Annotated in this window: 18 protein-coding genes; 8 read left to right on the forward strand and 10 right to left on the reverse strand. The window is 66.6% G+C overall.

Going from position 1 to position 25867, the window contains the following annotated elements:
• Window position 1 precedes the first annotated feature (1 nt).
• From B2G71_RS04960 to B2G71_RS04975, 4 genes are read left to right on the forward strand one after another with little or no spacing between them, the layout of a single operon-like run.
• On the forward strand, window positions 2-2641 hold the full coding sequence (locus tag B2G71_RS04960) for a TonB-dependent receptor (RefSeq protein WP_141521495.1): 2640 nt from the start codon (window positions 2-4) through the stop codon (window positions 2639-2641).
• Entirely contained in the window at window positions 2641-2943 is a 303-nt protein-coding gene (locus tag B2G71_RS04965; RefSeq protein WP_098104622.1) for an iron transporter, read from the forward strand. The genes B2G71_RS04960 and B2G71_RS04965 overlap by 1 nt, the downstream gene beginning before the upstream one ends.
• The gene (locus B2G71_RS04970) at window positions 2940-4649 is read left to right on the forward strand and encodes a PepSY-associated TM helix domain-containing protein (RefSeq protein ID WP_168176263.1); all 1710 of its coding nucleotides are present in this window, start codon (window positions 2940-2942) and stop codon (window positions 4647-4649) included. The genes B2G71_RS04965 and B2G71_RS04970 overlap by 4 nt, the downstream gene beginning before the upstream one ends.
• Window positions 4650-4668: 19 nt before the next feature.
• Window positions 4669-4995 carry a DUF3325 domain-containing protein gene (locus B2G71_RS04975; RefSeq protein ID WP_098104623.1) on the forward strand — a complete coding sequence of 109 codons (327 nt, stop codon included), beginning with the start codon at window positions 4669-4671 and terminating at the stop codon, window positions 4993-4995.
• Window positions 4996-5019: 24 nt separating this feature from the next.
• Here B2G71_RS04975 and B2G71_RS04980 read toward each other — a convergent pair whose 3' ends face one another.
• Window positions 5020-5472 (reverse strand): tRNA (cytidine(34)-2'-O)-methyltransferase, encoded by a 453-nt coding sequence (locus B2G71_RS04980; RefSeq protein WP_098104624.1) that lies wholly within the window; start codon window positions 5470-5472, stop codon window positions 5020-5022.
• A gap of 59 nt (window positions 5473-5531) precedes the next feature.
• Window positions 5532-7184 (reverse strand): alkaline phosphatase D family protein, encoded by a 1653-nt coding sequence (locus B2G71_RS04985; protein WP_098104625.1) that lies wholly within the window; start codon window positions 7182-7184, stop codon window positions 5532-5534.
• Between the two features lie 183 nt (window positions 7185-7367).
• Between B2G71_RS04985 and B2G71_RS04990 the strand changes: the two genes are divergently transcribed.
• Window positions 7368-10160: a TonB-dependent receptor gene (locus B2G71_RS04990; RefSeq protein ID WP_168176264.1), complete on the forward strand. Its 2793-nt coding sequence runs from the start codon at window positions 7368-7370 to the stop codon at window positions 10158-10160.
• A 77-nt stretch (window positions 10161-10237) separates the two neighbouring features.
• Here the strand turns inward: B2G71_RS04990 and paoC are convergent, their stop codons facing one another.
• Genes paoC through paoA form a run of 3 tightly spaced genes read right to left on the reverse strand, consistent with a single transcriptional unit; the run spans window position 10238 to window position 14030 of the window.
• Complete coding sequence (gene paoC / locus B2G71_RS04995; protein WP_098104627.1) at window positions 10238-12436, reverse strand: aldehyde oxidoreductase molybdenum-binding subunit PaoC; 2199 nt, start codon at window positions 12434-12436, stop codon at window positions 10238-10240.
• Between the two features lie 5 nt (window positions 12437-12441).
• Window positions 12442-13392: a xanthine dehydrogenase family protein subunit M gene (locus tag B2G71_RS05000; protein WP_098104628.1), complete on the reverse strand. Its 951-nt coding sequence runs from the start codon at window positions 13390-13392 to the stop codon at window positions 12442-12444.
• The gene (gene paoA, locus B2G71_RS05005; RefSeq protein WP_098104629.1) at window positions 13389-14030 is read right to left on the reverse strand and encodes an aldehyde dehydrogenase iron-sulfur subunit PaoA; all 642 of its coding nucleotides are present in this window, start codon (window positions 14028-14030) and stop codon (window positions 13389-13391) included. The genes B2G71_RS05000 and paoA overlap by 4 nt, the downstream gene beginning before the upstream one ends.
• 633 nt (window positions 14031-14663) lie before the next feature.
• Between paoA and B2G71_RS05010 the strand changes: the two genes are divergently transcribed.
• Window positions 14664-17447, forward strand: coding sequence for a DUF3857 domain-containing protein (locus B2G71_RS05010; RefSeq protein ID WP_141521496.1), 2784 nt, complete (start codon window positions 14664-14666; stop codon window positions 17445-17447).
• A gap of 23 nt (window positions 17448-17470) precedes the next feature.
• Here B2G71_RS05010 and B2G71_RS05015 read toward each other — a convergent pair whose 3' ends face one another.
• Window positions 17471-18628 (reverse strand): NADH:flavin oxidoreductase, encoded by a 1158-nt coding sequence (locus tag B2G71_RS05015; protein ID WP_098104631.1) that lies wholly within the window; start codon window positions 18626-18628, stop codon window positions 17471-17473.
• 158 nt (window positions 18629-18786) lie between these two features.
• Between B2G71_RS05015 and B2G71_RS05020 the strand changes: the two genes are divergently transcribed.
• Window positions 18787-19389, forward strand: coding sequence for a TetR/AcrR family transcriptional regulator (locus tag B2G71_RS05020; RefSeq protein ID WP_098104632.1), 603 nt, complete (start codon window positions 18787-18789; stop codon window positions 19387-19389).
• A gap of 141 nt (window positions 19390-19530) precedes the next feature.
• Complete coding sequence (locus B2G71_RS05025) at window positions 19531-19977, forward strand: nuclear transport factor 2 family protein (protein WP_098104633.1); 447 nt, start codon at window positions 19531-19533, stop codon at window positions 19975-19977.
• 24 nt (window positions 19978-20001) lie between these two features.
• Here B2G71_RS05025 and B2G71_RS05030 read toward each other — a convergent pair whose 3' ends face one another.
• The 4 genes from B2G71_RS05030 to B2G71_RS05045 all read right to left on the reverse strand — a co-directional run bounded on the left by B2G71_RS05030 (window position 20002) and on the right by B2G71_RS05045 (window position 25752).
• Window positions 20002-20706: a hypothetical protein gene (locus B2G71_RS05030; RefSeq protein WP_098104634.1), complete on the reverse strand. Its 705-nt coding sequence runs from the start codon at window positions 20704-20706 to the stop codon at window positions 20002-20004.
• Between the two features lie 6 nt (window positions 20707-20712).
• Complete coding sequence (locus B2G71_RS05035) at window positions 20713-21924, reverse strand: toxic anion resistance protein (RefSeq protein ID WP_098104635.1); 1212 nt, start codon at window positions 21922-21924, stop codon at window positions 20713-20715.
• 142 nt (window positions 21925-22066) lie between these two features.
• Window positions 22067-23110 (reverse strand): tyrosine-protein phosphatase, encoded by a 1044-nt coding sequence (locus B2G71_RS05040; protein WP_098104946.1) that lies wholly within the window; start codon window positions 23108-23110, stop codon window positions 22067-22069.
• Between the two features lie 17 nt (window positions 23111-23127).
• Window positions 23128-25752, reverse strand: a complete 2625-nt coding sequence (locus tag B2G71_RS05045; protein WP_240530011.1) for a TonB-dependent receptor — start codon at window positions 25750-25752, stop codon at window positions 23128-23130.
• Window positions 25753-25867: the final 115 nt, after the last annotated feature.

Below are 25867 nucleotides of genomic sequence, written 5' to 3' on the forward strand. Positions count from 1 at the left end.
TTTGTCCGTTCTCGTGTTTCGTGCCGCCGGCATGCCATTGGCCGCCGCTTTGCTTGCAACGACCGCATCGCTGGCCTTGCCAGCGCCCGCCGACGCCCAGGAAAGCGCCGCGGCAAGGCGCGACTACGCGATCCCGGCGGGCAATCTCAACGCCGCGCTTCTCGCCTTTGCGGAAACGTCCGGAGTGGAAATCGTCTACGACGCCACGCGCCTAGGCAATGCCCGGACGCGAGGACTGCAAGGCCCTCATTCGGTCGCGGAGGGCCTCGCTCTGCTGCTCGAAGGAACCGGTTTCACCTACCGCTTCACCGGCCCGTCGACGGTCAGCATCCGGCCCCGGCCGCCGCGCCAGGCGTCCCCGCCCCCTTCGCGCGCCGAGACCGCGGGCGCCGTCAAGCTCAAGGGCATGACCGTCGTCGACAGCGCGATCGATGATGAGGAGACTTACGCCCCGGCGCCGACTTCGGTCGCGACCAAGATCGAGCTGCCGGTCCGCAAGACGCCGTTCACGATCAATCAGGCGAGCGAGGAACTGATCGAGGAGCGCGGCGACGTCAACATCTTCGAGACGCTCGAAAATTTCGCCGGCGTCACCACCACGAGCACCAACGCCGACATCGGACAGGGCATCTCGCGTTCGATCCAGGTGCGCGGTTTCGATCTCGGCGGCGCGGGCCAAACGCTGGTCAACGGGCAGCGCGCCTACAGCCTGGGCTCGCAGAACCGCGATGCGGCCAATCTCGAACGCGTGGAACTGCTGCGCGGCCCCGCGGCGCTCTACTACGGCGCGGCCCAGCCCGGCGGCGTGATCAACTATGTCTACAAGCGGCCCAAGGCCACGGCACGCTATGCGGTCAAAGCCGACGTCGACAGCGAAGGCAGCTACGGCGGTTCCATCGACCTGACAGGGCCGATCGACGCCGCAGGCACCCTGCTCTACCGCGCCGTCGGCAACTACTCGCGCTACGAGGACGATCAGGACCACATTTTCTCGAACCCGGTCAGCGCGCTCGCCGCCCTGACCTGGAGCCCCTCGCCCGAATTCAGCACCACGTTCACTTACGAGTACTACGACTTCGAATCGGTCCCCGAACAGGAGAACAACAAGCGCGACGGCACCACCGGCGAGTATTTCCCGGTGCCGCGCGATTTTTTCTGGGGCAATCTCAACGACCGCGCGGTCCGGACCTCGCACACTCTCATCTGGGATGCGAAATGGACACCGAGCGACGCGCTTAAGGTCAGTGCCTACGCCAACTTCCAGCGCGCCGATCAGTGGTATCAGAACACGCGCATCGCCGGCGGCGGCCGCGCGGGTTATCCGGCGTCGGCCGATGCCGACGGCAACGTCCCGCGCTATGTCTCGATGGGCCGCAATTCCTCGCCCGAGACCGAGCGGGAGAACCTCTCGTTCGGGCTCGACGTCTCGGGCCGGTTCGAGACCTTCGGGCTCGGCCACGACTGGCTTGTCGGCGGCGGCTACGGCCAGACGCGTTCGCGATCATCCTATATTCCCTCCTACCTCTCATGCCTGTTCGGCCAGAGCACGACCTCGAACGACTGCGAGGGCGAGCCGCGCTCGCTGGCGCCGCCTGACCTCAACATCTTCGATCCGGTCCACGAGGACTGGGAAGGCGCCTATCTGCTCGACGAGGCGATCTTCGCGGTGCCCTGGGACAAGCGCGAGGACTACAATCTCTACGTCCAGGACCTGATCACACTTCCCAACGACACGACGCGAGTGATGCTCGCCGTCGGCTGGTCGCGGTTCGAGAACCTGGGACGCGGCGGCATCTCGAACTGGCGTACGCTCGAGCGCAACGATGACACCCGCAACGATGTCGAGGCATGGTCGCCGCGCTTCGCGATCATGCAGGACATCGGCGATAGCTCGACGATCTACGCCAGCTTCGGCGAAAGCTTCCAGCCCCAGTCCAGCCTGACGCTCAACGACATCGACGGCGAGCTCATCCTCGATCCGGAGCGGGGACGGCAATACGAGATCGGCTACAAGCGCGATCTGTTCTACGGCGAAGGCCTGCTGCAGGTCTCGCTGTTCCGGCTCGAGAAGGAGAACGTCGCGCGCGCGGCCAACCCGGACACCTGTGATCCCAACGTCGTCACTCCGGGCGCGCCGCTATACTGCTACTACCTCCTCGACGGGCTGCAGCGCTCGGACGGGCTCGAAATCTCGCTGAGCGGCAACATCACTTCCTGGTGGTCCGCCTCGATGGGCTACAGCTATCTCGATGCGACGGTGGTCGAATCGAACGACGTGAACAACGTCGGCAAGCAGATCCCCTATGTGCCCGAACACAGCCTGACGCTGTGGAACCGCTGGACCCTGTTCGACTGGGCCGACGGCAGCAACCTCGGCGCAGGCGTGGGCCTCAAGCTCTACGACCGGGTCAACAACGGCTTCGACGACGAGGGCGAGACCGACTGGAACCCGTCCTACGAGCTGGTCGACGTGGGCCTCTACTACACCGCGCCGCTGGCCGCAGGCCAGGTGAAGGTGAGCGCGCAGATCAAGAACCTGTTCGATGCGACCTACTACGACCGGCGCCGCTATCGCAGCAGCGGCGCCATCGTGTGGGGCAACAAGCGGCGCGCTTTCCTCAATCTGGAATACCGCTTCTGATGGCGTCCGCGGCGCCCTCCACCGGTCGTTACCGGCTTGCCATCGCCTCGCGCAGTCTGGCCGCGATCCTCGGGAGCTACGGGCTGGCCGTGCTGACCTCGCTGGCGATCACCGCTGGCCTCGCGAACGTCCTTGGCGCGCGCGATGCGGTGACGCTGGGCCGGATGATCGGCTTTCTGGTCTATGCTGGGGCAGCCATCTGGGCCTTCGGCTGCCGAAGCGCCGAGAGCGCCTGGACGGGCATCGGCCTGGCCAGCGCGCTCGCCGCGCTCGGCCTGCTCGCGGCGGGAGGTGCGGCATGAAGGGGCGCAAGGGACAGGACCTGGGCCTGCGCCAGTCGATGTCGTGGCTGCACGGCTGGTCGGGGCTCCTGCTCGGCTGGCTACTCTTCGCGATCTTCTTTACCGGGACCATCGCCTATTTCCGGCAGGAAGTGACCGCGTGGATGCAGCCCGAGACGGCCGCCTCGCGCCCCTCGCCTCAAGCTGCCGAGCTTGCGATCGCAAAGCTCGCCGCCGTTGCCCCCGATGCCGCAAGCTGGCGGATCAGCCTGCCGAACGACCGCAGCAACACGCTCGGGATCTCGTGGCGCAAGGCGCAGCCCGAGACGCGCGCGCGCGGCGGCAATGGTCGCGGCGAGCGCGGAGGCGAAGGCAACCGCAATCGCGGCCGTCGCGGCGGCGGGCGCGATCGCGGCGAGAGCCTGACGCTCGATGCCACCACCGGCGCGACGATCACACCGCGCGAAACCGCCGGCGGCACGTTCCTCTACCGCTTCCACTTCGAGCTCTATGCCCTCCCGCGCGAGTGGGCCCGCTGGATCGTCGGCATCGCCACCATGGCGATGTTCGTGGCGATCATCTCCGGCGTCATCACGCACAAGAAGATCTTCAAGGACTTTTTCACCTTCCGGCCCGCCAAGGGGCAGCGAAGCTGGCTCGATGCGCACAACGCCACCGCCGTGCTGGCACTGCCGTTCCACCTCATGATCACTTATTCGGGGCTGCTGCTGTTCGCCTCCACCCTCCTGCCCTGGGCGGGCGACATGGCGTTCGGAGAAGATCCGCGCGCCAGCCGGGCCGAAGCCCGCGCGGCGCAGGCGCGCGAAGTCGAAGCGCTGCAGGCTCGCCTCGCCGATGCCGCCGGGACGGACCCGGCGATGGCGCCAATCGCGCCGATGCTGGCGCGGGCCGAGCGGATCTGGGGCCAGCCGGCAAGCCGCATTACCATCACCGATCCCGGCAAGCCGGGCGCGCTCGTAGAGGTCCTGCCGACCCGGAACGACAGCCTGGCCCAGCACAGCGGCAGCGGCGGCCTCGGCGCGGTCAAGCTGCGCTTCGCCGGAGCGACCGGCGCGTTGATCGACGAACAGCGCGACGCGCCCGGCTCGGCCATCGCCACGATCGACACCGCCCTTGGCAGCCTCCATCGTGCGCGCTTCGCCCCGCCGGGTCTGCGCTGGCTGTTCTTCCTGGCGGGCGTGGGCGGCACGGTCATGGTCGGCTCAGGCTTGGTGCTCTGGTCGGTCAAGCGCGCGGAAAAGCGCAAAGGCGCGCCCGGCCATTTCGGCCACAAGCTGGTCGATCATCTCAATGTCGGCGCGGTGGCTGGTCTGTGCATCGCCACGGCAGGCTACTTCTGGGCCAATCGCCTGCTGCCCGCGCGCCTCGACGATCGTGGCGAATGGGAGATCGCCTGCTTCCTCGCGATCTGGCTGGCAAGCTTCGTCCATCCGCTGCTGCGCCCGCTCAGGGCGGCATGGCTCGAGCAACTAACCGCCGCCGGGGCCTTGTTCGCGGCGCTCCCCGTGCTCAACCTGATGACCAGCCATGCCCATCTCGGCGTGACCGTGCCCGCAGGCAACTGGATGGTCGCCGGCTTCGACCTCGTGGCGCTGGCAACCGGGCTCGCGCTCCTCGCCGCCGCCGCGAAGCTGCGCAGGCGTATCGCACGCGCCGCGTCCAAGCCGCCCGTCGCCACGCACGCCGCGCGGCTTGCGGCCGAATAGCGAAAGGCCCGAAAGATCCATGGAACTCGCTACGTTCGCGCTTGCCCTCACGGGCTTCATCCTGCTGGCGCTCGCGATGAAGCGCCATCGCGAGCAGATGTTCGGCAAGGGCCGCGACCTGCCGCTATCGCGGCTCGCTCGCCCCGCCGGTTTCGCGCTTTTGGGCCTCTCGCTGCTGCCGTGCCTCTCGGCATACGGACTCTCGATGGCGGTGACCTGGTGGCTGGGCCTGCTGACGGCCGCCGCAGCCCCGGTGCTGTTGCTGCTCACCTATCGGCCGGCCGTGCTCGGGCCGCTGGGCGCCGTCGCGCCGGTGGTCGCGCTCGCGCTGCTGCTGGCCCCATGACGATACGATACGGCAGCGGGGCGGTCAGCCGGGCAGTCCGTCCGTCTGGCGCAGCGCCTCACCGAGCGCGAGCGCGGCCGACGAAGCAAGGTTCATCGAGCGGACCTGCGGCCGCATCGGAATGCGCACGCGCGCGTCGCAAGCCTGCGCCACCGCGTCGGGCACGCCCGCGCTTTCCTTGCCGAACAGCAGGACGTCATCGGCCCTGAAGCGGAAATCGAAAACCGACTGGCGGCTCTTGGTGGTGAACAGCACCAGCCGCCGCGAGCCAATCGCGCACCGGAAGGCGTCGAACCCGGCGTGGCGAACCACGGTGACGTGGTCGATATAGTCCATCGCCGCGCGGCGGACGCGCCGGTCGTCCCAGGCAAAGCCCATCGGCTCGATCAGATCGACTTCCGCCCCCATGCAGGCGCCGAGCCGCAGCACGGCGCCGACGTTTCCCGCGATTTCCGGTTCGAACAGGGCCAGGCGCATCGCAGCCGCTTGGCCGCAGCGCGCCGGCGATGCAAGTGTGCGTGTGCCCGCCGCCGGCCTCAGGCAAGCGCCAGGCGGTTGGTTCCGCGCTCCACCTGCATCCGGTGCCGGTCAAGCAGTTCGAGCGAGCGCCGGTGGCGCGAATGGAGGAACAGCCATTCGTTCGTCACCCGATCCGGTCGCACGTCCACGACCATGTAGCCGCGCCGGCTGGTGTCGCACCATTTCAGCGCGGGATTGCTCTCGCGGTAGCTGCGCGCGACCGCCTGGGGATCGCCCGAATAGCGCTTGTCGAAGCCGAGCGACGAAACGCTGTGCCCGGCGAACTCCACCCCGGCGGGCTTGCCCGCGTTGTCGAGGTCGAAGGCCCAGGCGTTGTGGCTGTCGCCGCTGAGAACCACGAGGTCGCACCCTGCCGACTGGGCGGCCGACAGCACGCGCGCGCGGGCGGCGGGATAGCCGTCCCAGCGGTCCATGCTCAACGGTATGCCCAGTTCGGCGAGCTTTGCCGCAAGATCGAGCTCGGTCTTCTCCTGCTCCGTCGGGGCCGCACCGGCAGGAAACCACGCGCCGTAGTCGCGCGGCATGAGCGTGGTGCCCATTATGACTTGTTGCGCGAGGATCTGCCACCGTGTCCCCGCCGCCACCGACCCGGCGAATCCCTCGGCGAGCCAGGCTTCCTGCGCCGCGCCCATCATCGTGCGCGCGGGGTCCGCCAGCGGTCCGTCGCGAAAGGCGATCGCGGCGGCGAGCGGATCGGGCTTGTCCTTGAGCCAGGCGCCAAGGTCGAGCTGCTCGCTGCGCGCGAGGATGCGGGTCTCGAGGCGGTACAGGCTCGCCAGATCGCCCAGCTCGTAGCGGCTATAGGGATCGGGGCGCATCGGCATCCACTCGTGCCAGGCCTGCATGGCCGCCCCCATCCGCACGGCCCACGGACCCTCGTCGGCGGGATCGTGATTGGCCGCGCCGTGCTGCCAGGAGTTGTTCACCGTCTCGTGATCGTCGCACATGGCGATCATCGGATAGGCCCGATGCAGCGCCTGCAGATCGGGATCGAGCCTATAGCTGGCGTAGCGCTGGCGGTAATCGAGCAGACTGACCGCCTCGTGATGCGGCTGGATGCCGCGCCCGACGACAAGTTCGGGGAGCGCGTCCGACCGCGTGAGCTTGGATTCGTAAATGTAATCGCCAAGATGCACGACGAGATCGAGGTCGTCGCGCGCGGCCGCATGGCCATAGGCGTTGAACCAGCCCGAGGTCGCGTTGGAGCAGGAAAAGACGCCGATGCGGAAGTGGTCGAGCGGCCCCTCGGGGAGCGTACGGGTGCGCCCCACATCCGAGACCTCTCCGTCCGGCGCCGTAAAGCGGTAGTAGAGCCAGCGGCCCGGCTCCAGCCCCTCGGGGCGGAATTTGGCGCAGAAGTCGCTCTCGGGCCCGACCCGCGCAGAGCCGCGCGCGAGGATCGACGCAAACTCGGGCTCGCGCGCGAGTTCCACGCGCAGCAGCGCCGAACCGCCACCCGCCGGTACGTAGCGCGTCCATAAGGTGACGCTGTCCTGCAGCGGATCGCCGCTGGCGACCGAATGGGTGAAGCCCCGCGCGGCTGGCGCCGCGTAAAGCGTCCCGGGCGCAAGGCCAAGCAGCGGGGCCAGCGCCGCAGCCTCAAGCAGGCTGCGCCGCGATACGAAAGTGAGGGGGGCGTCGGTTGTCATAGCGCTGGGCGCTATCGCAAAGCGATGACAGTCCCGTTGCACTCTTCCGCGCTCGAACGTCGCACAATGGACATCAAAGCATCACATAACTTTCAGATATCTGACATCTAACTTACGAATAGATGTCACGGAACCTGCCTAAAGGCCCCGCTCATCAGAACAGTGATGAACAGGGAACCGCACATGACAGCCATCCATTCGCTCCGTCCCCGGGGCCGCCGCCGCTTGCTGCGCGCGGCCATTCTCGCCGGCACTTTCCTGCCCGGCACGGCGTTCGCCGGCGTGATTTCGGGCGTCATCATGGACGCGGCGCTCGACCGGCCGATCCGCGGCGCCACGGTCGCGGTGGAGGGCAGCGACACGACGGTCACCACCGACGAGGACGGCCGTTATGTTCTCTACGACGTCGATGCGGGCAGCTACACCCTGACCGTGAGCCAGCCCGGCTACCGCGACGAGACCTTGCAGGTCACCGTTCCGCAGACCGGCACCGTCACGGCCAACGGCTCGATCGCGCTCGCCGACAGTGCGGCGCGGGGCGGCGACATCGTGGTGACCGGCGCGCGCGCCTCGCGGCTGCTGGCGATCCAGCGCAAGCGCGCGCTGTCGGTCGTCGCCGACGTCGTCTCCTCCGACGGGATCGGCAAGCTGCCCGATTACAACACCGCCGAAGCGCTGCAGCGCCTGCCCGGCATCTCGGTCGACATCGACCAGGGCGAGCCGCGCTACGTCGTCATCCGCGGCGTCGATCCGAACCTCAACCTCGTGACGATCGACGGCAACGTCGTCGGCATTCCCGAAGCCGAAGGGCGGCAGGTCGCGCTCGATACGATCCCGTCCGATCTGGTCGGCGCGATCGAAGTGGTTAAGACGGTCACGCCCGACTACGACGCCAACGCGATCGGCGGCGCGATCAACATCGTCACACCGAGCGCCTACGACCGCTCCGAGCCTTACACCTTCGTCTCGGCGCGCGGCATCTACGGCAGCAAGGCGGACAAGGCGAGCCTGGGCGCCAGTGCGATCCACGGCCAGACCTTCGGCGGCGAGGACCAGTTCGGTGTCGTCGTCGGCGCCAGCTATTCCAAGCGCTTCATCGACAGCCAGCTCGTCGATCCGCTGAGCTGGAGCGAAGTGGCGGACGGCTTCTGGGCGCCCGGCGGCATGCGGATGTACAACTACTCGATCATGCGCGAGCGCATCGGCGCGATCGCCAACCTCGAATGGCGGCCGAACGGCGACGTGCGGGTCTACGTGAACTCGATCTACAACGAGTTCACCGACCACGAAGGCCGCGACCAGTTCGACTACGACATGTTCCGCGGCACGGCGACGGTCTCGGGCAACCAGGTGACCTACGACCGCGGTCGGGCGACGCGCGAATTCCGCCAGAACAACCAGACCCAGAAGCTCTACAATATCTCGCCGGGTGTCGATCTGCGCTTCGGCACGATCGAACTCAAGCTCAACTACACGTATGCCCACGCGCAGGAGCACACGCCGATCCGCGACGACATCGAGTTCCGCTCGGGCGGCGACAAGGTCTCGACGATCGTTGTCGACGGTTCGATGCCGACCTTCGCCGCGATCGACGACACGCTGTTCGATCCCGCCGCCTTCCCGATGCGCCGCATCCGCCTGCGCCGCGAGACGATCGACGAGGATCTGCACGCGGTGAAGGCCGACGTGAAGGTCGATTTCGCCGACGGCACCGACAGCTTCGTCAAATTCGGCGGCAAGTTCACCGACCGCTCCAAGGACCGCGACAACTATCAGGAAGTGTGGACTCCGGTCGACGGCTACAGCTTCGCCGACACCGGCGGCGCCCTCGCCCCGATCTCCGGCTTCTTCGGCGGCAAGTACGATTTCGGCCCGGCCATGGATTACGACGGCGTGCTCGACTACGCCTTCGCGCAAGGCTCGGGCCGGATGGAGCTGGACGAGGAAGCGACCGCCTTCAACGACAAGGCGAGCGACTATCGCATAAGCGAGAAGATCTATGCCGGCTACGCCATGGCCAGCATCGACATGGGCGCGCTCAACGTGATCGGCGGCGCGCGCATCGAGTACACTTCGGGCACCTACGACGCCTTCGCCATTCGCGACACCGACGGGGACGGCGAGGTCGAGATCTCCGACATCACCCCGCTCGAGTTCAAGAAGGAATACACCTACGTCCTTCCCAACGTCACGCTGAACTACCGCCCGAGCGAGCAGATGGTGTTCCGTGCCGCGTGGACCAACACGATCGGCCGCCCGAACTACTCCGATGTCGTGCCCACCTTCGAGGAAGAGGACGGAAACGGCGAATCGGGCAACCCCAACCTCAGGCCCTACACCTCGATGGGACTGGACGTTTCGGCCGAATACTATCCCGACGCCGACACCGTGTTCGCCGTCGCCGGCTTCTACAAGAACATCAAGAACCCGATCTACTCGCAGACCATCTACGATACCTCTTTCGCCGGGGTGGACCTGCTCAGCCTTTCGCAACCGCAAAACGCCGACAGCGGCGAACTGTTCGGCCTCGAGGCCAACATGACGACGCGGCTCAAGTTCCTGCCTGCGCCGTTCGACGGCTTCGGGATCTCGGCCAATGTCACCTATGTCGATTCCAGCGTCGACGTGCCCGGCCGCGATGACGACGACCTGCCGTTCTTCCGCCAGTCCAAGTGGCTCGCGGGCGGCGCGCTGTTCTTCGAGAAGGGGCCGATCGAGGCCCGCCTCGCGGTCAGCTACCGCGACGCCTACCTGGTCGGCGTGGGCGCGAGCAGGGACTTCGACAGCTACATCGACGGCCGCACCGTGCTCGACGCGCGGATCGGCTATCGCGTCTTCGAGGGCGTCGAGGTCTTCGGCTCGGTCTCGAACTTCGGCGAGGAGCCGCTCGTCGGCTACCAGGGCTATTCCAGCCGCGTCACGTCGCGCGAGGAATACGGCGTCAACGCCGACTTCGGAATCAGCGCGAAGTTCTGATCCGAACCCACGGACAACCAATACAAAGGCCGGCTTCCCGAGGGAAAGCCGGCCTTCTGTTTGCTGACCGCTGAGCCTCAGACGGGCTCGGGCAGCCTGTCGAGGTACTTGTCGAGCGTGAGCGGATAATCGCGCACGCGGATACCGGTGGCGTTGTAGATCGCATTGGCGACCGCCGCGCCCGGACCACAGATTCCGAGTTCGCCGACGCCCTTCGCCTTGAGCGGCGAAACGATGTCGTCGAGCGTGTCGAGGAACACCACCTCCTGGTGCGGGATGTCGGCGTGGACCGGCACTTCGTAGCCCGCCAGGTCGTGGTTGACGAAGAAGCCGAAGCGCGTGTCGACCGCCAGTTCCTCCATCAGCGCGGCCCCGGCGGCCATCACCATCGCGCCGATCACCTGGCTGCGCGCCGAGAGCGGATTGAGGATGCGCCCTGCGTCGCATACCGCGAGCATGCGGCGGATGCGCGTCTCACCAGTATAGGCGTCGACCGCGATTTCGCAGAAATGGGCCGCGTAGGTACCGACGTCGTAGCCGCTCTTGAAGTCGCCGAAGGAGATGCTCCCCTCGGCGCTGATCGCGCCCGCCTCGGTGAGCGCCATGTCCTTGCCGCCCGCGCGGATGCGGCCGTTCTCGAACACCGCGTCATCCCCGGCAAAGCCGAGCTTCTCGCCGATCTTGCGCCGCAGTTCGACGCAGGCGGCGTAGACGCCGGCAGTCGAACTTGCCGCGCCCCACTGCCCGCCCGAACCGGAAGAGGCCGGAAAGCGCGAGTCGCCCAGGACAACGCTCACCTTTTCGAGCGGGACGCCGAGCGATTCGGCCGCCGTCTGCGCGATGATCGTATAGCTGCCGGTGCCGATGTCGGTCATGTCGGTCTCGACCTTGAGACCGCCATCCTTGGCAAGCGAAACCCGCGCGCCCGACTCCTGCGTCGGACCGCCGCGATAGCCGGCGGCGACGCCCATGCCGATCAGCCAGTCGCCCTCGCGCACCGTGCCCGGCTTCGCACTGCGCCGCGACCAGCCGAACCGCTCGGCGCCTTCGCGCAGACAGCGCACGAGGTTGCGTTCGGAGAACTTCTTGTCGGGCGATCCGGGCACCATCTCGGGCTCGTTGCGGATGCGCAGCTCGATGGGGTCCATGCCGAGTTTCTCGGCCAGTTCGTCCATCGCCGCCTCGAGCGCGAGATGGCCGACCGCCTCGCCCGGCGCGCGCATCGCGTTGCCCTCGGGCAAGTCGAGCGTGGCGATGTAGTTCGCGGTGAGCCGGTTCGCCCCGGCATAGAGCTTGGGCGTCTGCAGCGTGCCGTTCTCGCCGTCCTCGCCGTTGAGGTTGCCCGACCAGTTCTCGTGCGCGATCGCGGTGATCCGGCCATCGTTTTGCGCGCCGATCCGCACGCGCTGGATGGTCGCGTGGCGATGAGTGGTGTTGTTCGCCACGAGCGGACGCTGGAGCGTGATCTTGACCGGACGTTTCGCCGCCTTGGCGGCAAGCGCCGCGAGCACCGCGTCCGAGCGGATGAACAGCTTTCCGCCGAACCCCCCGCCGATATAGGGCGAATCGAGCCGGACGTTTTCCGGATCGATGCCCAGAATCTTCCCCATGCTCTCCTTGCCCCACTGGATCATCTGGTTCGACGTCCACAGCGTGAGCTTGTCGCCCTCCCACGACGCGATCGTCGCATGTGGCTCCATCATCGCGTGAGTCTCGTCGGGCGTGGTGTAGCGCCCGTCAAACTTCACCGGCGCCGCCGCATAGGCTGCGTCGAAATCGCCCAGCGTCTTCTTGTCGGGCTTGCCCCCGCCAGTCTTCGCGAGCGGGGCCTGGGGCGCGGCCTCGGGCAGGTCGAACCGGCCGTCGGCGCGGGCGTATGTCGTGCGGATCAGGCCCGCGGCCGCCCGTGCCTGCTCGAAGGTCTCGGCCACCACGCAGGCGATCGCCTGGTGGTAGTGCGCGATGTCACGACCGCCGAACAGCGGCGCGTTATTCGACATGCCCTTGCCGACGGGCTCGGTCTCGGGCGCGGCGACGATGGCGATGACGCCGGGCGCCGCGCGGGCTTCCGACAAGTCCATCGCCGTGATGCGGCCCTTGGCGATCGCCGAACCGACGATATAGCCGTAGGCCTGATTGGCGGCGACGTCGTGCCGCTCGTAGGCATAGGGGGCGGTACCGGTGGTCTTGAGCGGACCGTCGATGCGCTGCGTCGATTTGCCGACAACCTTCGACGAATCGAACAGGTTGCGGCCGGCCGGTGCGGTGAATTCCATGGAGATCAGCTCCTCGCCTTTGCGATGACCGCGGCGAGCGTGCGCTCCGCCAGCGTGATCTTGAACTTGTTGTGTTCGCTCGGGCGCGCCTTGGCGAAAGCGCGCGAGACGACGGCCTTGGCGCCTTGCGGCAGCGCGGCTTCGGCCGCCTCGTCGCGCCAGGGCTTGGGAGCGACGCCGCCGAAGGCGACGCGGCCGGTGCCGTCATCCTGGATCACCGCCGCGACCGAGACGAGCGCGAAGGCGTAAGACCGGCGGTCGCGCACCTTGCGGTAGACATGCGTTCCCCCGATCGGCCCGGGCAGCACCACCCCGGTGATCAGTTCGCCGGGCTCGAGCACGTTGTCGCGCTCGGGAGCATCGCCGGGAAGCCGGTGAAAGTCGGCGATCGGGATCGACCGGGTGGCACCGTCGGCCTTGATCGTCTCGACCTCGGCGTCGAGCACGCGCAGCGCCACCGCCATGTCGCCGGGATAGGTCGCGATGCACTTGTCCGAGGTGCCGATCACCGCGAGCTGGCGCGAATAGCCTTCGATCGCGGCGCAGCCCGTGCCCGGCTTACGCTTGTTGCAGGGCATGTTCGGGTCGTAGAAATAGGGACAACGGGTGCGCTGCAGCAGATTGCCCGCCGTGGTCGCCTTGTTGCGAAGCTGGCCGCTCGCGCCCGCGACGATCGCCCGGCTAAGCACCGCGTAATCGCGCCGCACCCGCGCGTCGGCCGCGAGCGCCGTGTTGCTCACGAGCGCGCCGATCCTGAGGCCACCCTCGTCGGTTTCCTCGATGGCATCGAGACCGATGTCCTGCACATCGACCAGATGCGTGGGAACCTCGATCTCGAGCTTCATCAGGTCGAGCAGGTTGGTGCCGCCGCCAAGGAACATCGCCCCGCGCTTGCCGGCGACGGCGGCGGCGGCTTCGCGCGGGCTCGTGGCGCGCTGATAAGTGAATGCTCTCATGCCTCGGCTCCCGCGACCTCGGCCATGGCCTCGGCGATGTTCGAGTAGGCGCCGCAGCGGCAGATGTTGCCGCTCATGCGTTCGCGCATCTCCATGTTGGTCGGCCGCATCTCACCCTCGAGATCATCGGTGACGTGGCTGGGAATGCCCTCCTCGATCTCCTTGAGCACCGAGACCGCCGAGCAGATCTGCCCCGGCGTGCAATAGCCGCACTGATAGCCGTCGTGCTTCACGAACGCAGCCTGCATCGGATGCAGATCCTCGGGCGTGCCGAGTCCCTCGATCGTGGTGACCTCGTCGCCCATGTGCTGGACCGCGAGGCTGAGGCACGAATTGATCCGGGTGCCATTGACGATCACCGTGCACGCGCCGCACTGGCCGTGGTCGCAGCCTTTCTTGGTGCCGGTAAGCGCGAGGTGCTCGCGCAACGCATCGAGCAGCGTCGTGCGCGTATCGAGCGAGAGCTCGGCGGACTTCCCGTTGACCGAAAACCGGACAGGAACCTTGCCCGGCACGGGCACCCGCGCCGGCGCGGCGAGGACGCCGGCAGGCGTGGTGCCAGCCGCTACCGTCGCGGTTGCCGCGCTCGCTGCGAGCATGCCGCGGCGGGAAAGACCTAGTCCTCGTGTGTCGTCCATAGCGTCAGATGATCCCTGGTTGGCTGCTTGCCGATCGTTTTCCCTGATCCTGCCCGGCGTTCCAATGCGCCACCGCCCCGGGGGATCGGCTCGAGTTTTGTCGAGTAACGCAGTTCGGCCACGCATGGTTGCAAATGAAATGACCGCAGGGCGACCGGTTACCGGAGGATCACGTCGGTCGGCTCGCGACCATACCGCGCGCCATCGCAAGCCGCCGCTCGCGCCTGGCCTCGTCATCAGGGCAGACCGTCAGCTATCTCTCGATATCGCATTCAGCAGGGGAGAGGCGAGGCCGACCGAAGGAAGCGCATTCCGAGCGTGGAATCGTCGCCGCGAAAACAGCCGGCCGATGTGCCGGCATCCAAGCACATCGAAAACAACAACAGCGCGGTCTCATCGCATCGGCATGACGGGATTTTTAACTGGTATCACAAGTCGCGAGACTCTATTCTTGATTCGATAGATCAGGGCCTCCTCCATGTCAGAAGCAATTGGGTTCCACCGGTTTCGGCCGCACAAGAAGATCCTCGCTTGACGCTGGTCGAAACTCGGCATGGGCCGGCGCGGAACCGCTTTCGATCTCGCGCGGGACGATTAGCCGAAGGGATAGCCATCACGCCGGGCTTTCGCCTCGTGCGTGGATTTCTGCTCGTGCTTTGCGCGACAGCCGCAATTGCTCCGGCGCTCGCCGACGAGATGGTGCACTACGGACCACCACCCGAGTGGGTCGAAGTCTACGACGCCGCCGATATCGGCAAGGACAAGACCAGTTCCATCGCACTGCTCGACATGCAGCAGCGGATCGAAGACGGACTGCTTACGGTCTATCTCGACAACGCGGTGCGGCTCTCGAGCCCGGAAGCGCTCACGATGGCGGGCACCAGCGCGGCCATTTGGTTTCCAGACAAGGGCGACCTCACGGTGCACCGCGTCGAGATTCTGAGAGGCGATGAAACGATCGACGTGCTCGCCGGCGGCAATCGCTACAGCGTCCTGCGCCGTGAACTGGGGCTCGAACAGCGCATGCTCGACGGCTCGCTCACCGCCACGCTCGCCATTCCCGGCCTGCGGGTGGGCGACATCATCCGGATCAGCTATTCGCAAACGAGCCGCGACGCCGCCCTGCAAGGGCAGGTCGAGAATGCCTCGCTGCTGCTCGCCGCGCCGATCGAGGCGGAGTTCGGCCGTGTCCGCGCATCCTGGCCGGTCGACGAGAAGGTGGCGTGGCGCGCCGGCCCCGCGGTCGACGGCGTCGTCGAGACGACCGCCAGGGGAATGCACACGATCGCGCTCGCGCTGCCGCTCGCCAAACGCGAAGACATGCCGGGCGACGCGCCCTCGCGCTATACCCGGCCGCCGATCCTGCAACTGGGCACCTTCGAGGACTGGCCGCAGGTCTCGCGCATTTTCGCGCCGCTCTATCGCGACGAGGCGATGTTCGCGGAAGGCAAGGCGCTGCTCGCGGCCGAGATCCGCAAGATCGAGGCCGCCAGCGCCGATCCGCTGGCCCGCGCGACATTGGCGACGAAGCTGGTGCAGGACCAGGTGAGCTACCTCGCGGTGGGCATGAACGGGGGCAACTACGTCCCGCAGGCACCGACCCGGACCTGGGAGATGCGCTACGGCGACTGCAAGGCGAAGACCGTGCTCCTGCTGATGCTGCTCGATGCGCTGGGCATCGAATCCGAGCCGCTGCTGGTGAACACACGCTTCGGCGACGGTATTCCCGATATGCTGCCGATGGCCGGGGTGTTCGACCACGTGATCGTTCACGCGACGATCGCGGGCAGATCCTACTGGCTCGACGGCACCTCAACCGGTGTCACGCCCGGCAATATCGCCGACACGCCCGCATTCCATTACGGCCTGCCGCTGCGGCCGGAAGGCGCCGGCCTGCTGGCGATCGAGCCGCGCCTGCCGACCGAACCGGCGCAGGAGATCGAGATCGTTTTCGACGAATCGGGAGGCGTCGATCTGCCCGCGATCGCGACGTTCCGCCTGCGCCATCGCGGCGCGCTCGCCAGCATGCTCACCGCGCTCGACAAGGGCGCGAGCGACGAGCAGAGGAAGTCGCTGGTCGAGAGCGCGATCGGCCAGATCTACCGCAATGTCGCCTTGTTCGAGACGGCCATCATCCGCGATGAGGACGCTCAGACGGTAACCATCGAGGGCAAGGGGCTGATCTCCCCGCCGTGGAGCACCGAGGACGGCCGCCGGGTCCAGAAGCTCGATGTGCTGCCCAGCACGCATCTCGATTTCGATCACGATCGGGCCCGACCGGCGTGGCGCGAGATTCCGGTCGATCTGGGCGCCCCCGAACTCCAGGTCGTCCGTTTCGACGTGATCCTGCCCGAAGGCGAGGACGGCTATGTCTTGCGTGGCCGCACCGAGATCGACGAGAGCTTCCCAGGTATGCGGATCGCGCGCAAGGTGACGCTCGCTGACGGCCGGCTCGGGGCCGAGGAGCGTGTCGAAGTCCTGGGGGGCGAGATTGCGCCCGCCGACATTCCCGCCGGCAAGGCTGCCGCGGCGAAGATCTCGGCCTCGGCTCCATCGCTGCTCGCGCCCCAAAACGCTGCCCGGCGCTGGGAATATGCGCGGCCGGCGCTGCGCAGGCGCGTCGCGCCTTACGAAAAGGCCTATGCCGCCGCGATCGCGCGCGATCCCGAGCCCGCGCGCAACTGGATCAATCGCGCCAGCTTCCGCAAAGGCATTCTCGATCTCGAAGGCGCGCTCGCGGATATGAACGAGGCGATCAAGCGCGATCCGAGCGCCGAAAACTACGGATCGCGCAGCAATGTGCAAAAACTGCTCGGCAACCACGAGGCGGCGCTCGCGGACCATCGCAAGGCCTTCGAACTCGCGCCCTCCGCAAATCACGCGATTTCGCTCGCGACGGCGCTGGGAATGGCCGGAAAGCCCGACGAGGCGATGGCGCTGATCGACGAATATGACGATTATGGCACGAACCATGAGTACTTCGAGATGGCCCGCGCCGAGGTGCTCGCGTTCAACGGCAAGGGGATCGAGGGGCTCGCTCTGGTCGACGCGCTCGTCAGCGAGCGGCCCGACCAGGCGCACCGGCTCAACGGTTCATGCTGGTATCGCGCGCGCTTCGGCGTCGGCGGCGACGATATGATGCGCATCTGCAACGAGGCTGTCGAGAAGGCCCGCAACCCCGGCCAGGTGCTCGACAGCCGCGCGCTCGCCTTCCTGCAAAGCGGCGACTTCGCGCGGGCTCGCGACGATGCGAACGCCGCATTGCTCATCTATCCGCTGCAATACCAGACGCGCTTCGTGCGGGCCTTCGCCCTGCGCGCTCTCGCCGATCCCAAGGGCACGGAAGAACTGCGCTACCTGTCGCGCCACCTGCCCGGCCTGGCCGACGAATACGCGCGCTACGGCCTGAAACCCTGAGCGGCGACGCCCCGCACGGCAGCCTAGCGGTCTACGTGCGCGATCAGCGCCTGGTCGAGCGCCTGCGGATTGAAGGGCTTGAGCTGGTCGAACGCTCCGGCGCGCACCAGCTTGGGCCAGTCGGGCTCGGCGATCATCGCGCGCCCCACCGCGACGAGATCGAAATCGCCGCGATCGAAGCGGCGCATGAGGTCGTCGAGGCGGCTCAGGTCGAGCTCGGACGTCTTGCCCTCGCCCAGGTTGGTGAAGAAGTCGGTGTCGAGGCCGATCGAACCGATCGTGCAGGTCGGCACGCCGGTGACTTTCTTGACCCAGCCTGCCAGATTGAGGTCGCTGCCGTCATCGAAGGCCGGTTCCCAGAAGCGCCGTTGCGAACAGTCGATCAGGTCGATGCCAGCTTCGACGACCGGTGCGAGCAGTTCTTCGAGCTCCTGCGGCGTATCGGCCAGCCGCGCGGCATAGTCGACCATCTTCCACTGCGAGATGCGCAGGATGATCGGCATTCCCGGCTCGAGCTGCTCACGGCATGCGGCGACCACTTCGGCGGCGAAGCGTCCGCGCGCGCGCGGGCTGCCGCCATACTTGTCGGTGCGGTGATTGAGCGCCTTCCACAAGAACTGGTCGATGATGTAGCCGTGCGCGCCGTGCAGTTCGATCCCGTCGAAGCCGAGTTCGACCGCCTTCGCGGTGCCGCGGGCATAGGCTTCGATCACCTGGTCGATCTCGGCCTGGGTCATGCCCTCGCAGACCTTGTTCGCCGGATCGATGTAGCCCGACGGGCTGACCTGCCCGAGTTCGGGGCGATAGGCGAGCGGTCCGCCGGTCAGAACGTCCGGACCGCAATAGATCAGTCCGACGTGCCACAGTTCGGGAACGCAGATGCCGCCGCTGGCATGGACCCGCTCTGCGACGCGCCTCCAGCCGGCGAAGGCGTCCTCGCCGTGAAACCGGCCGAGCAGCGGATTGTCGCCGGACGAGGGATGGTCGATATAGACACCCTCGGTCATCACCAGGCTCGCCCCGCCCTCGGCGCGGCGGGCGTAGTATTCGGCGGCTTCCTCTCCCGGCACCCCGCCCTCGCAGACCTGCAGCCCCATCGGCGGAAACACGAAGCGGTTCGGCAGAGTGAAGCGGCCGAGCCGGAACGGCGTGAACAGGCTCTCGAAGCGGCTTTCGGTCATGAGGCTCCTCGCATCCTCGCTCGTCGGCGCGAGCGTCCATCTTGCCCTTTTTCAGCATTCGCTTAAAATATTCAAGCATAAGTCCACGCGTGCCGTCCGGCGACCCGCATGATGGTGCGTCGGCTCGGCTGCAATCTGCCGGAGGAAACGGGGCAAGGATGAGCGGGCGACGCAAGCAGGCGACTTCGGATACCAAGACCGAGATACTCGATGCCGCCGCGCTGATCATGGAGGAGGAAGGCTACGCGGCCGTCAGCTCGCGGCGCATTGCCGAGCGGGCGGGCATGAAGTCGATGCCGATCCATTACCATTTCGGCTCGATGGACGAGCTGTTTCTGGCGCTCTACCGGCGCTTCGAGAAAATCTATTTCGACCGGCTGGTCAAGGCGATGGGTTCGGATTCGCCGCTTCGGGGCCTGTGGGCGCTGAACCGCGATCCTCGCGATACCGGCCTTATCGGCGAGTTTCTGGCGCTTGCCAACCATCGCCCGGCGATCCGCGACGAAGTGGCGCGCTCTGGCGAGCGGGTCCGCGCCATCGAGACCGCGATCATCGCCGCCGCACTCAGGAACGGCGATCTCGAACCCGGCAAGCTCGAGCCGGACGTCCTCGCCTTCGTGCTGGCCGCCACTTGTCGCACGCTGCTCACCGAGCGCGCGCTCGGCATCGACGCGGCGCATGACAAGGTCGAAGCCTGTGTGGAACGCCTGCTCGATCAACTCGATCCGGCTAGAGGCACCGCCGCCGCAAGACAGGGATGACGATGGCCCGAGCTTGGGCAAGACGGCTTGACGCGCGCGCCTCTGGACATCATCAATGCCGTCAAGATTTAAGCGATCGTTGAAAATATCGGCGGCTAAACAGGCCGCCGGACCGACATTGCCGTCTCGTGAGAGGATACCATGACCGAACTGGACCGCCTGCTCGCGATCGACGCGATCAAGGCCTGCAAGGCGAACTATTTCTATGGGCTCGATCATCGCGACTGGGACTTGTGGCGCGCAAAGGTCTGGGCGCCCGACGGCCGGCTCGAAGTTCCCGAGGCGGACATGGTCGTCGAACCGCTCGACAAGATCATCGAGTGGGTCGCGGCCAGCACGGGCGATCAGGTTTCGGTGCATCACGGGCACATGCCGATCATCGATTTCCTGGGCGATGACGAAGCGAAAGTGATCTGGGCGATGGAAGACCGGCTCTACCGCACCAGGGAACACCCGCTCGAGGACGGATCGAACTACCTCCACGGGTTCGGCCACTACCACGAGACCTATGTCCGGCTCGAAAGCGGCTGGCGCATCCGATCGAGCCGTCTCACGCGATTGCGGGTCGAGACGCGAAAGCTGTTCTGACGCCTCGCGCGCCCTCGGTAAGGCTCACGCCTTGTCGGCGGTCACGTACTTCGTCTCGAGGAAGCGTTCGCGCACCGCGAGCGCGGTCAGCTCGTTGCGGGCGAGCTGTTCGGACATCGTGCCGATCTCGTCGGCGATGACCTTCAGCCCGTTTTCGAGCTGCGCCTCGGGCGTGACGCCGCTCGCGCCCGGCTTGCCATGCAACGAGCGGGGAATGCGCGTGTAGCTGTCGACGAGGCCGGGCAAATGCTCGGTGAGCAGCTTGCGCACTTCGCGCGCGGCGGGCTCGGTTTCGGGAAGCGTCTCGAGCTGGGGCGACAACTGCTCCAGCCGCGCGCCGATCAGATCGACGAGATCGAGCGCGGGCGGCGGTAGCGACCGGCGGCGCGTCTCCAGCCAAAGCTCGGTCGATCCGGCCAGTTCGGGAAGGTCGGCCTCGTGGAGGTTCTCCGCCCGCGGGCGCGGCGTCGAGGGATAGACCGCGAGCACGAAGAAGGTGACGATCGAAGCCAGGAACAGCATCACCAGCGTGCCGTCGGTCAGCCCGCCCAGCCCGATGCTCGCCGCGATCGTGCCGAGAACAAACAGCGCCACGCTCAGGAACGCGCGCCGCAGCCGCCGCATGCGGAACCGCCAGCGCTCCTTCTTGGCGCGGTAGAGGCGCAGGGCGCGCTGGCGCCGCGCATCGCGCAGGATCAGCATCTGGGCAGGGCTGCGGGTCCCGGTCATCTCGGCCTAGTCGACCGCTTCCAGCAGGTCCTTGCCGCCGGCGTCGGCCCCGCCTTCGGCCTGGCCCTGCGCCCGCGCGATATAGGCCTTAGACTTGCCGATCTCGCCTTCGAGCGCGGTCACGGTCTGCTTCATCGAATCGAGTGCCTTGAGCTTGAAGGTGTCGATCGAATCCATCGTGTCGTAGATGTTCTGGAACGCGCGGCTCAGCGTTTCGAGCGGGATCGTCGAACCCGCCGCCTGCTCGTGGATGCGCGCGGTGTTGTCCTTGAGCATCTGGCCGGTCCCGTCGATGATGCTGGCGGTGGTGGTGTTGAGCGCGGTGATCTGGTCGAGCACCAGCTTCTGGTTCGCCATCGCCTGCGCCACGGTGACTGCGGTGCGCAGCGCGCTCACTGTCGTGGTCGAGGCGCGATCGACGCCCTTGATAAGCTCGACATTGTTCTTCTTGACCAGATCGAGCGCCAGATACCCCTGCACGCTCACCGCCATCTGCGTGAGCAGGTCCTGCGTGCGCTGACGCACGTAGAACAGCGCGGTCTCGCGGATCGCCTTGGCCTTGGCGGGATCGGTGTGGTCGAGCTGCGCCGCGCGTTCCTCGAGCCCGGCGTCGAGCGCCTTCGACATGTGGATCATCTGCTCGAGCTTGCCGAGCGCGGCCCACAGGCTCTGCCGCTCGACGTCGATCGCGGCATTGTCCATCAACAGTTCGTCCTTGCCGCCCTGCAGGCGGGCGAGGATCGCGCCGATGTGTCCCTGCGCGCTGGTATAGCTGTCGAAGTAGTTGCGCAGCTTGCTGCCGAAGGGGATCACGCCGAACAGCTTGCGCGGCGCGAGCAGGTTGCCCTTGCGCGAGGGATCGAGGTCCTCGACCGTGCGCCGCAGTTCGGCGAGATCGGCGCCGACGCCGGCATCGGCGTCCATCGCGCGCACGGGGCGGTCGAGAAAGCGGTTGGACTGCCCCGAGGCCTGAGCGATCTCGCGCTGACCCATCCCGGCGATCTGGTCGACACGCCGGCCGAATTCGGGCGAATTGGCATCCTGCGCGACGAGATCCTCGATGAATTCGTCGACCCGCCCCTGCAGCTTGGTCTTGGTTTCCTCGTTCACCGGAACAAGTCCGGCGGCCTTTTCCGCCTGAACCGGCAGAACCGGATCGGGCGGAGTAAGCGTAAGACCCTCGTCTGCCTGCGTCTTTTCGCTGGTGCGGGTTTCCATAGTTTTCGTCTCGACTGCCTTCGCGATTGGGAGCAATCGAAATCTAGGGCGCGGGCCCGGCATTCACAAGTTGCAGCCGACCGCAAGGACTTGCGCCTCGACCAGTGACATGGCGCACCCGCAGTCCGGACGCGGCGCGACTTCAGTCGAGCATGACCTCGCGCAGCCGCGCCAGGTCCGCACCGGTGAAGCCCAGTCCCTGTTTCAGATAGCCTTCCGAACCGCCGTAGGTCTTGTCGATATGGGCAAAGAACTGCGCCAGATGCGAAGCCCCGCTCGGCGTATAGAGCGGCTCTGCGGTCTTGCGCGCGTTCTCGCCGAGCGAGAAGTAGTACTGCACGATCGGGTTGTCGGGATAATCCTCGGGATCGAGCTTCGGCATCTCCCATTGCGGGCGGCGCAGCGCGGTCGAGAGATGATAGTCCTTCAGGATCGTCTCGCGATCGACGCCGAGCACGTCGTAGAGAATGGCCGTCGCGATGCCGGTGCGGTCCTGCCCCGCCGAGCAGTGATAGAGAACCGCACCCTCGTCCGCGATCAGGCGCTTGAAGAAGCTGCGGTATTGCGGCGCCAGCAGCTTCTCCATCCCCGCATAAGTGTTCTCGCCATCGCCCTTGCCGAAGCGCGCGAACAGCGGCTTGAGCGAATAATCGTTCGATACGAACAGTGCGCCGGTCTTGTCGTCGATCCGATCGGGAACGACCTCGCGCTCTTCGAGCGAGCGGAAATCGACGACACTGTCGATGCCGAGCTGGCCGATGAGTGCATAGTCCGCCTCGGTTAGCATCGGCATCGCGCCCGAACGGAAGCCCCTGCCCCACTTCACCGTACGGCCATCCTTGGTGACGTAGCCGCCGATGTCGCGAAAGTTGCTGGCTTGCGCGAGCGGCAGCGACCGCTCGGCGGCCACGACCGGCTCGCCGCCATCCGCTTCCAGCAGCACATAGCCGCGCCGATCGGCGGGCATGTCCAGTTGGACGGACCTCTCCGTCCAGTCGCGCGCCACCAGCGTATCGGCGTCATCGGCGACGGTGTCATCGCTTAGCCACACCGCCACCGGCTTCGTATCTTCACGCGTCAGCTCGACGGTATCGGCATCGATCCGGGTCACGGTCGCCAGTTCGCGCGCCTGCGCGCTCGTCGCGGTGACGAGCAGCACGGCGAGGGTTACAAGCTTGCTTCGCATGGTCATATCGCTCCGCATCAGAAGGAGAATCGGCCGCCGAACAGATAGCGCGCGCCGATCTGCTCGACCTCGGTCGGCTTGTCGGTGGTGCCCTCGTAGGCGATGTAGGTTTCGTCGGTCAGGTTGGCGAGATCGGCGAAGAGCGTGAAGTTCTCGTTGATCGCGTAGCGCAGCGAAACATCGAGGTTCTCGTAGCCCTTGCGATATTCGCCGCTGCCGAGACCGCCCAGCGTGTCGAGCCAGTCGGAGCGCCACTGGTAGCTCACCCGCGCCGAGATGCCGAACTTCTCGTAAAAGACCGAGGCATTGGCGATCTTGTCCGACAGGCCCTGGAACACGATGTCCTTTTCGGTCGGCGTATCGAAGCTGCCGTCGAGCAGCGTGAGGTTGCCCTGGAAGCCGAGCCCGTCGAACGGCTCGGGCAGGAAATCGAACTGCTTGAGCACGTTGAACTCGAGCCCGTAGAGCTTGCCCTTGTCGCCGTTGAACGTGGCCCCCAGCAGATAGCCGGAGCGATCCACGCCGCCGAAATCATAGAAGTCGGACCCCACCGGGCGCTGACTCTGGTAGAGCACGTCGTCCACCCAGCGATAGAAGCCGGCGACCGAGACGAGGCCGTTGCCAGGCAGATAGTACTCGACGCTGGCATCGGCGCCCCACGTGTATTCGGGCTCGAGCGCGGGATTGCCGCCGCCGATCTCGCCCGGCGAGGCCGTGTCGTTGATCGAGGCACCCACGCGCAGCGCGCCGTAGGCGGGACGCGACACGCCGCGCTGCCCGGCAAGGCGCAGCACGAGATTGTCGGTGGCCTGGTACTTGATGTTCAGGCTTGGGAAGAAGTCATTGTAGGTCCGGCGCAGGGCGAGCGGGGCATAGACCCCGCCGGCCAGCACGGTGCCCGCGTTGTCGAGGATATAGCGTTCGAACCGCACGCCGCCGATCACCGTCGCCGCGCCGAACTCGGCCTTGGCCATGGCATAGGCGGCCAGCGTCTTTTCCTTCTGGAAGTATTTGTCGGTCGCGGGAATGTCGTTGGCGGTATCGTACAACCCGGCCGCCTGGAGCGTTTCGAGCAGCGCGTCTATGTCCTTGCGCATCGCGACGTTGTCGACGTAGTTCAGCGTGAAGCCGAGCGGGAACTGGGTGTCCCACGGCTTGCCGGTAACATAGCTGTTGATGTCGAACGGCTGGCCGACGGCGGCGCCGTATGCGCCGAGATAGACGATGTTGGAGAACGAGAAGTTGTTCCCCGCGATGTCACGATCGGCGTAGAGCCCTCCGAAGCCGAGCGTCAGACCCTCGAACTCCTTGGTCATGTCTAGCTTGAGCGTGTAGCTGTCGGAGATCGTCTTCTGACGCGCGGCGATCATGTAGGTGCCGCCAACGCTCAGGATGCCCTGGTCGAAATCGGTGATTTGCGGACCGACCGTCGGGTTGCCGTCGGGGCCCGCGACTGTCTGGTAGAGCGTTACGACCGGAAAGTTCGGATTGCTGCGGTCGTAGGTGAGCGAGGGCGACGCAAGGCCACTCGTGCTCGCCTGGGTCAGCGGCAGATAGGTCGTGTTCTCGGTGCGCGTGTAGTTCGCCTTGACGTGGACGGCGAAGCCGTCATCGCCCTCATAATCGCCGCCGATCGTGCCGATGTAGTTGCGGTTGCGGTATTCGCCATAGTTGAAGCTGCCGCGCAGCGGAACCTGGACGAGCGTGCCCTCGTCCAGATTACGTGTTCCCCCCGCCGCCTGATCGAGCCGCAATTCGTACTGGTTGCGCTGCTCGTCGTCGTTGAACTCGGTAAAGATGCCTTTGGCGTAGAGGCGCTGGCCGTCGGCCGGGCTGAACTCGATCCCGCCGAACAGGCCGTTGTTCCAGCGCTCGAGCTTGTACTGGCGGACGTCGAACTCGGTCGGCCCGAAGGTCTGGTCGGAGGCGTCGGACGGCTCGTCATAGAGGCCGACCTCGCGGTTGTCTGTCAACTGCTTGCGGCGGTAGTGCGATCCGCCGACGACGAAGCCGAACCGATCGTTGGACCACGACAGGCGCAGCGAAGCCTGCCGCTGTTCGCCGCCGCCCTGGTCCATGAACCCGTAGCCGGCATCGCCGGTGACGTGCAGTCCTTCGCGCTCCATCGGCGAATAGGTCTGCAGGTCGATGGTCGCGACGATCGCGTCGGCCTGCAGGCTCGAGGTCAGCGACTTGTTGACGACGATCTGCGAGAGCAGCACCGCCGGGATCGCGTCGAAGCGGAACGCGCGGGTATCGCCGCCCTCGTCGACACCGACCACCGGGATGCCGTCGATGTTCACCGAGGTCCAGCGGTTCGGCGCGCCGCGCACCTGGATGTAGCGCTCCTGCCCCTGGTCGCGCTGGACGGCGACGGCCGGCAGGCGCGCGAGCGCGGCGGCGCTGTTCTGGTCGGGGAAGCGGCCGACCGCGTCGGCGGCTGCGATATCCGCGACGTTGTCCGCCCGGCGCTTGGCCTCGACCGAGGCCTGCTGGGATTCGAGGATCGAGCCGGTGACGACGATGGCCTCGGCATTGGCGTCCATCTCGTCCGCGCCCTCGGCGGCGCAGGCCGCGCCGCTCCATCCGGCAACCGCGATTATTCCCGTTAACGCGGCCGCTTGTTCAATCCTGAATGTCACAGTCGACCCCCTGATCCTGAATTCGCAGGGGCACCTAGGCCGCGGCGGTGACAGGTTGAGGACCGATCCGTGACAATTGCGCGGAGGTTGGATGACACCAATTTGAAAGCGGCGT

This window comes from Novosphingobium sp. PC22D (assembly GCF_002556635.1).
Lineage (GTDB): Bacteria > Pseudomonadota > Alphaproteobacteria > Sphingomonadales > Sphingomonadaceae > Novosphingobium.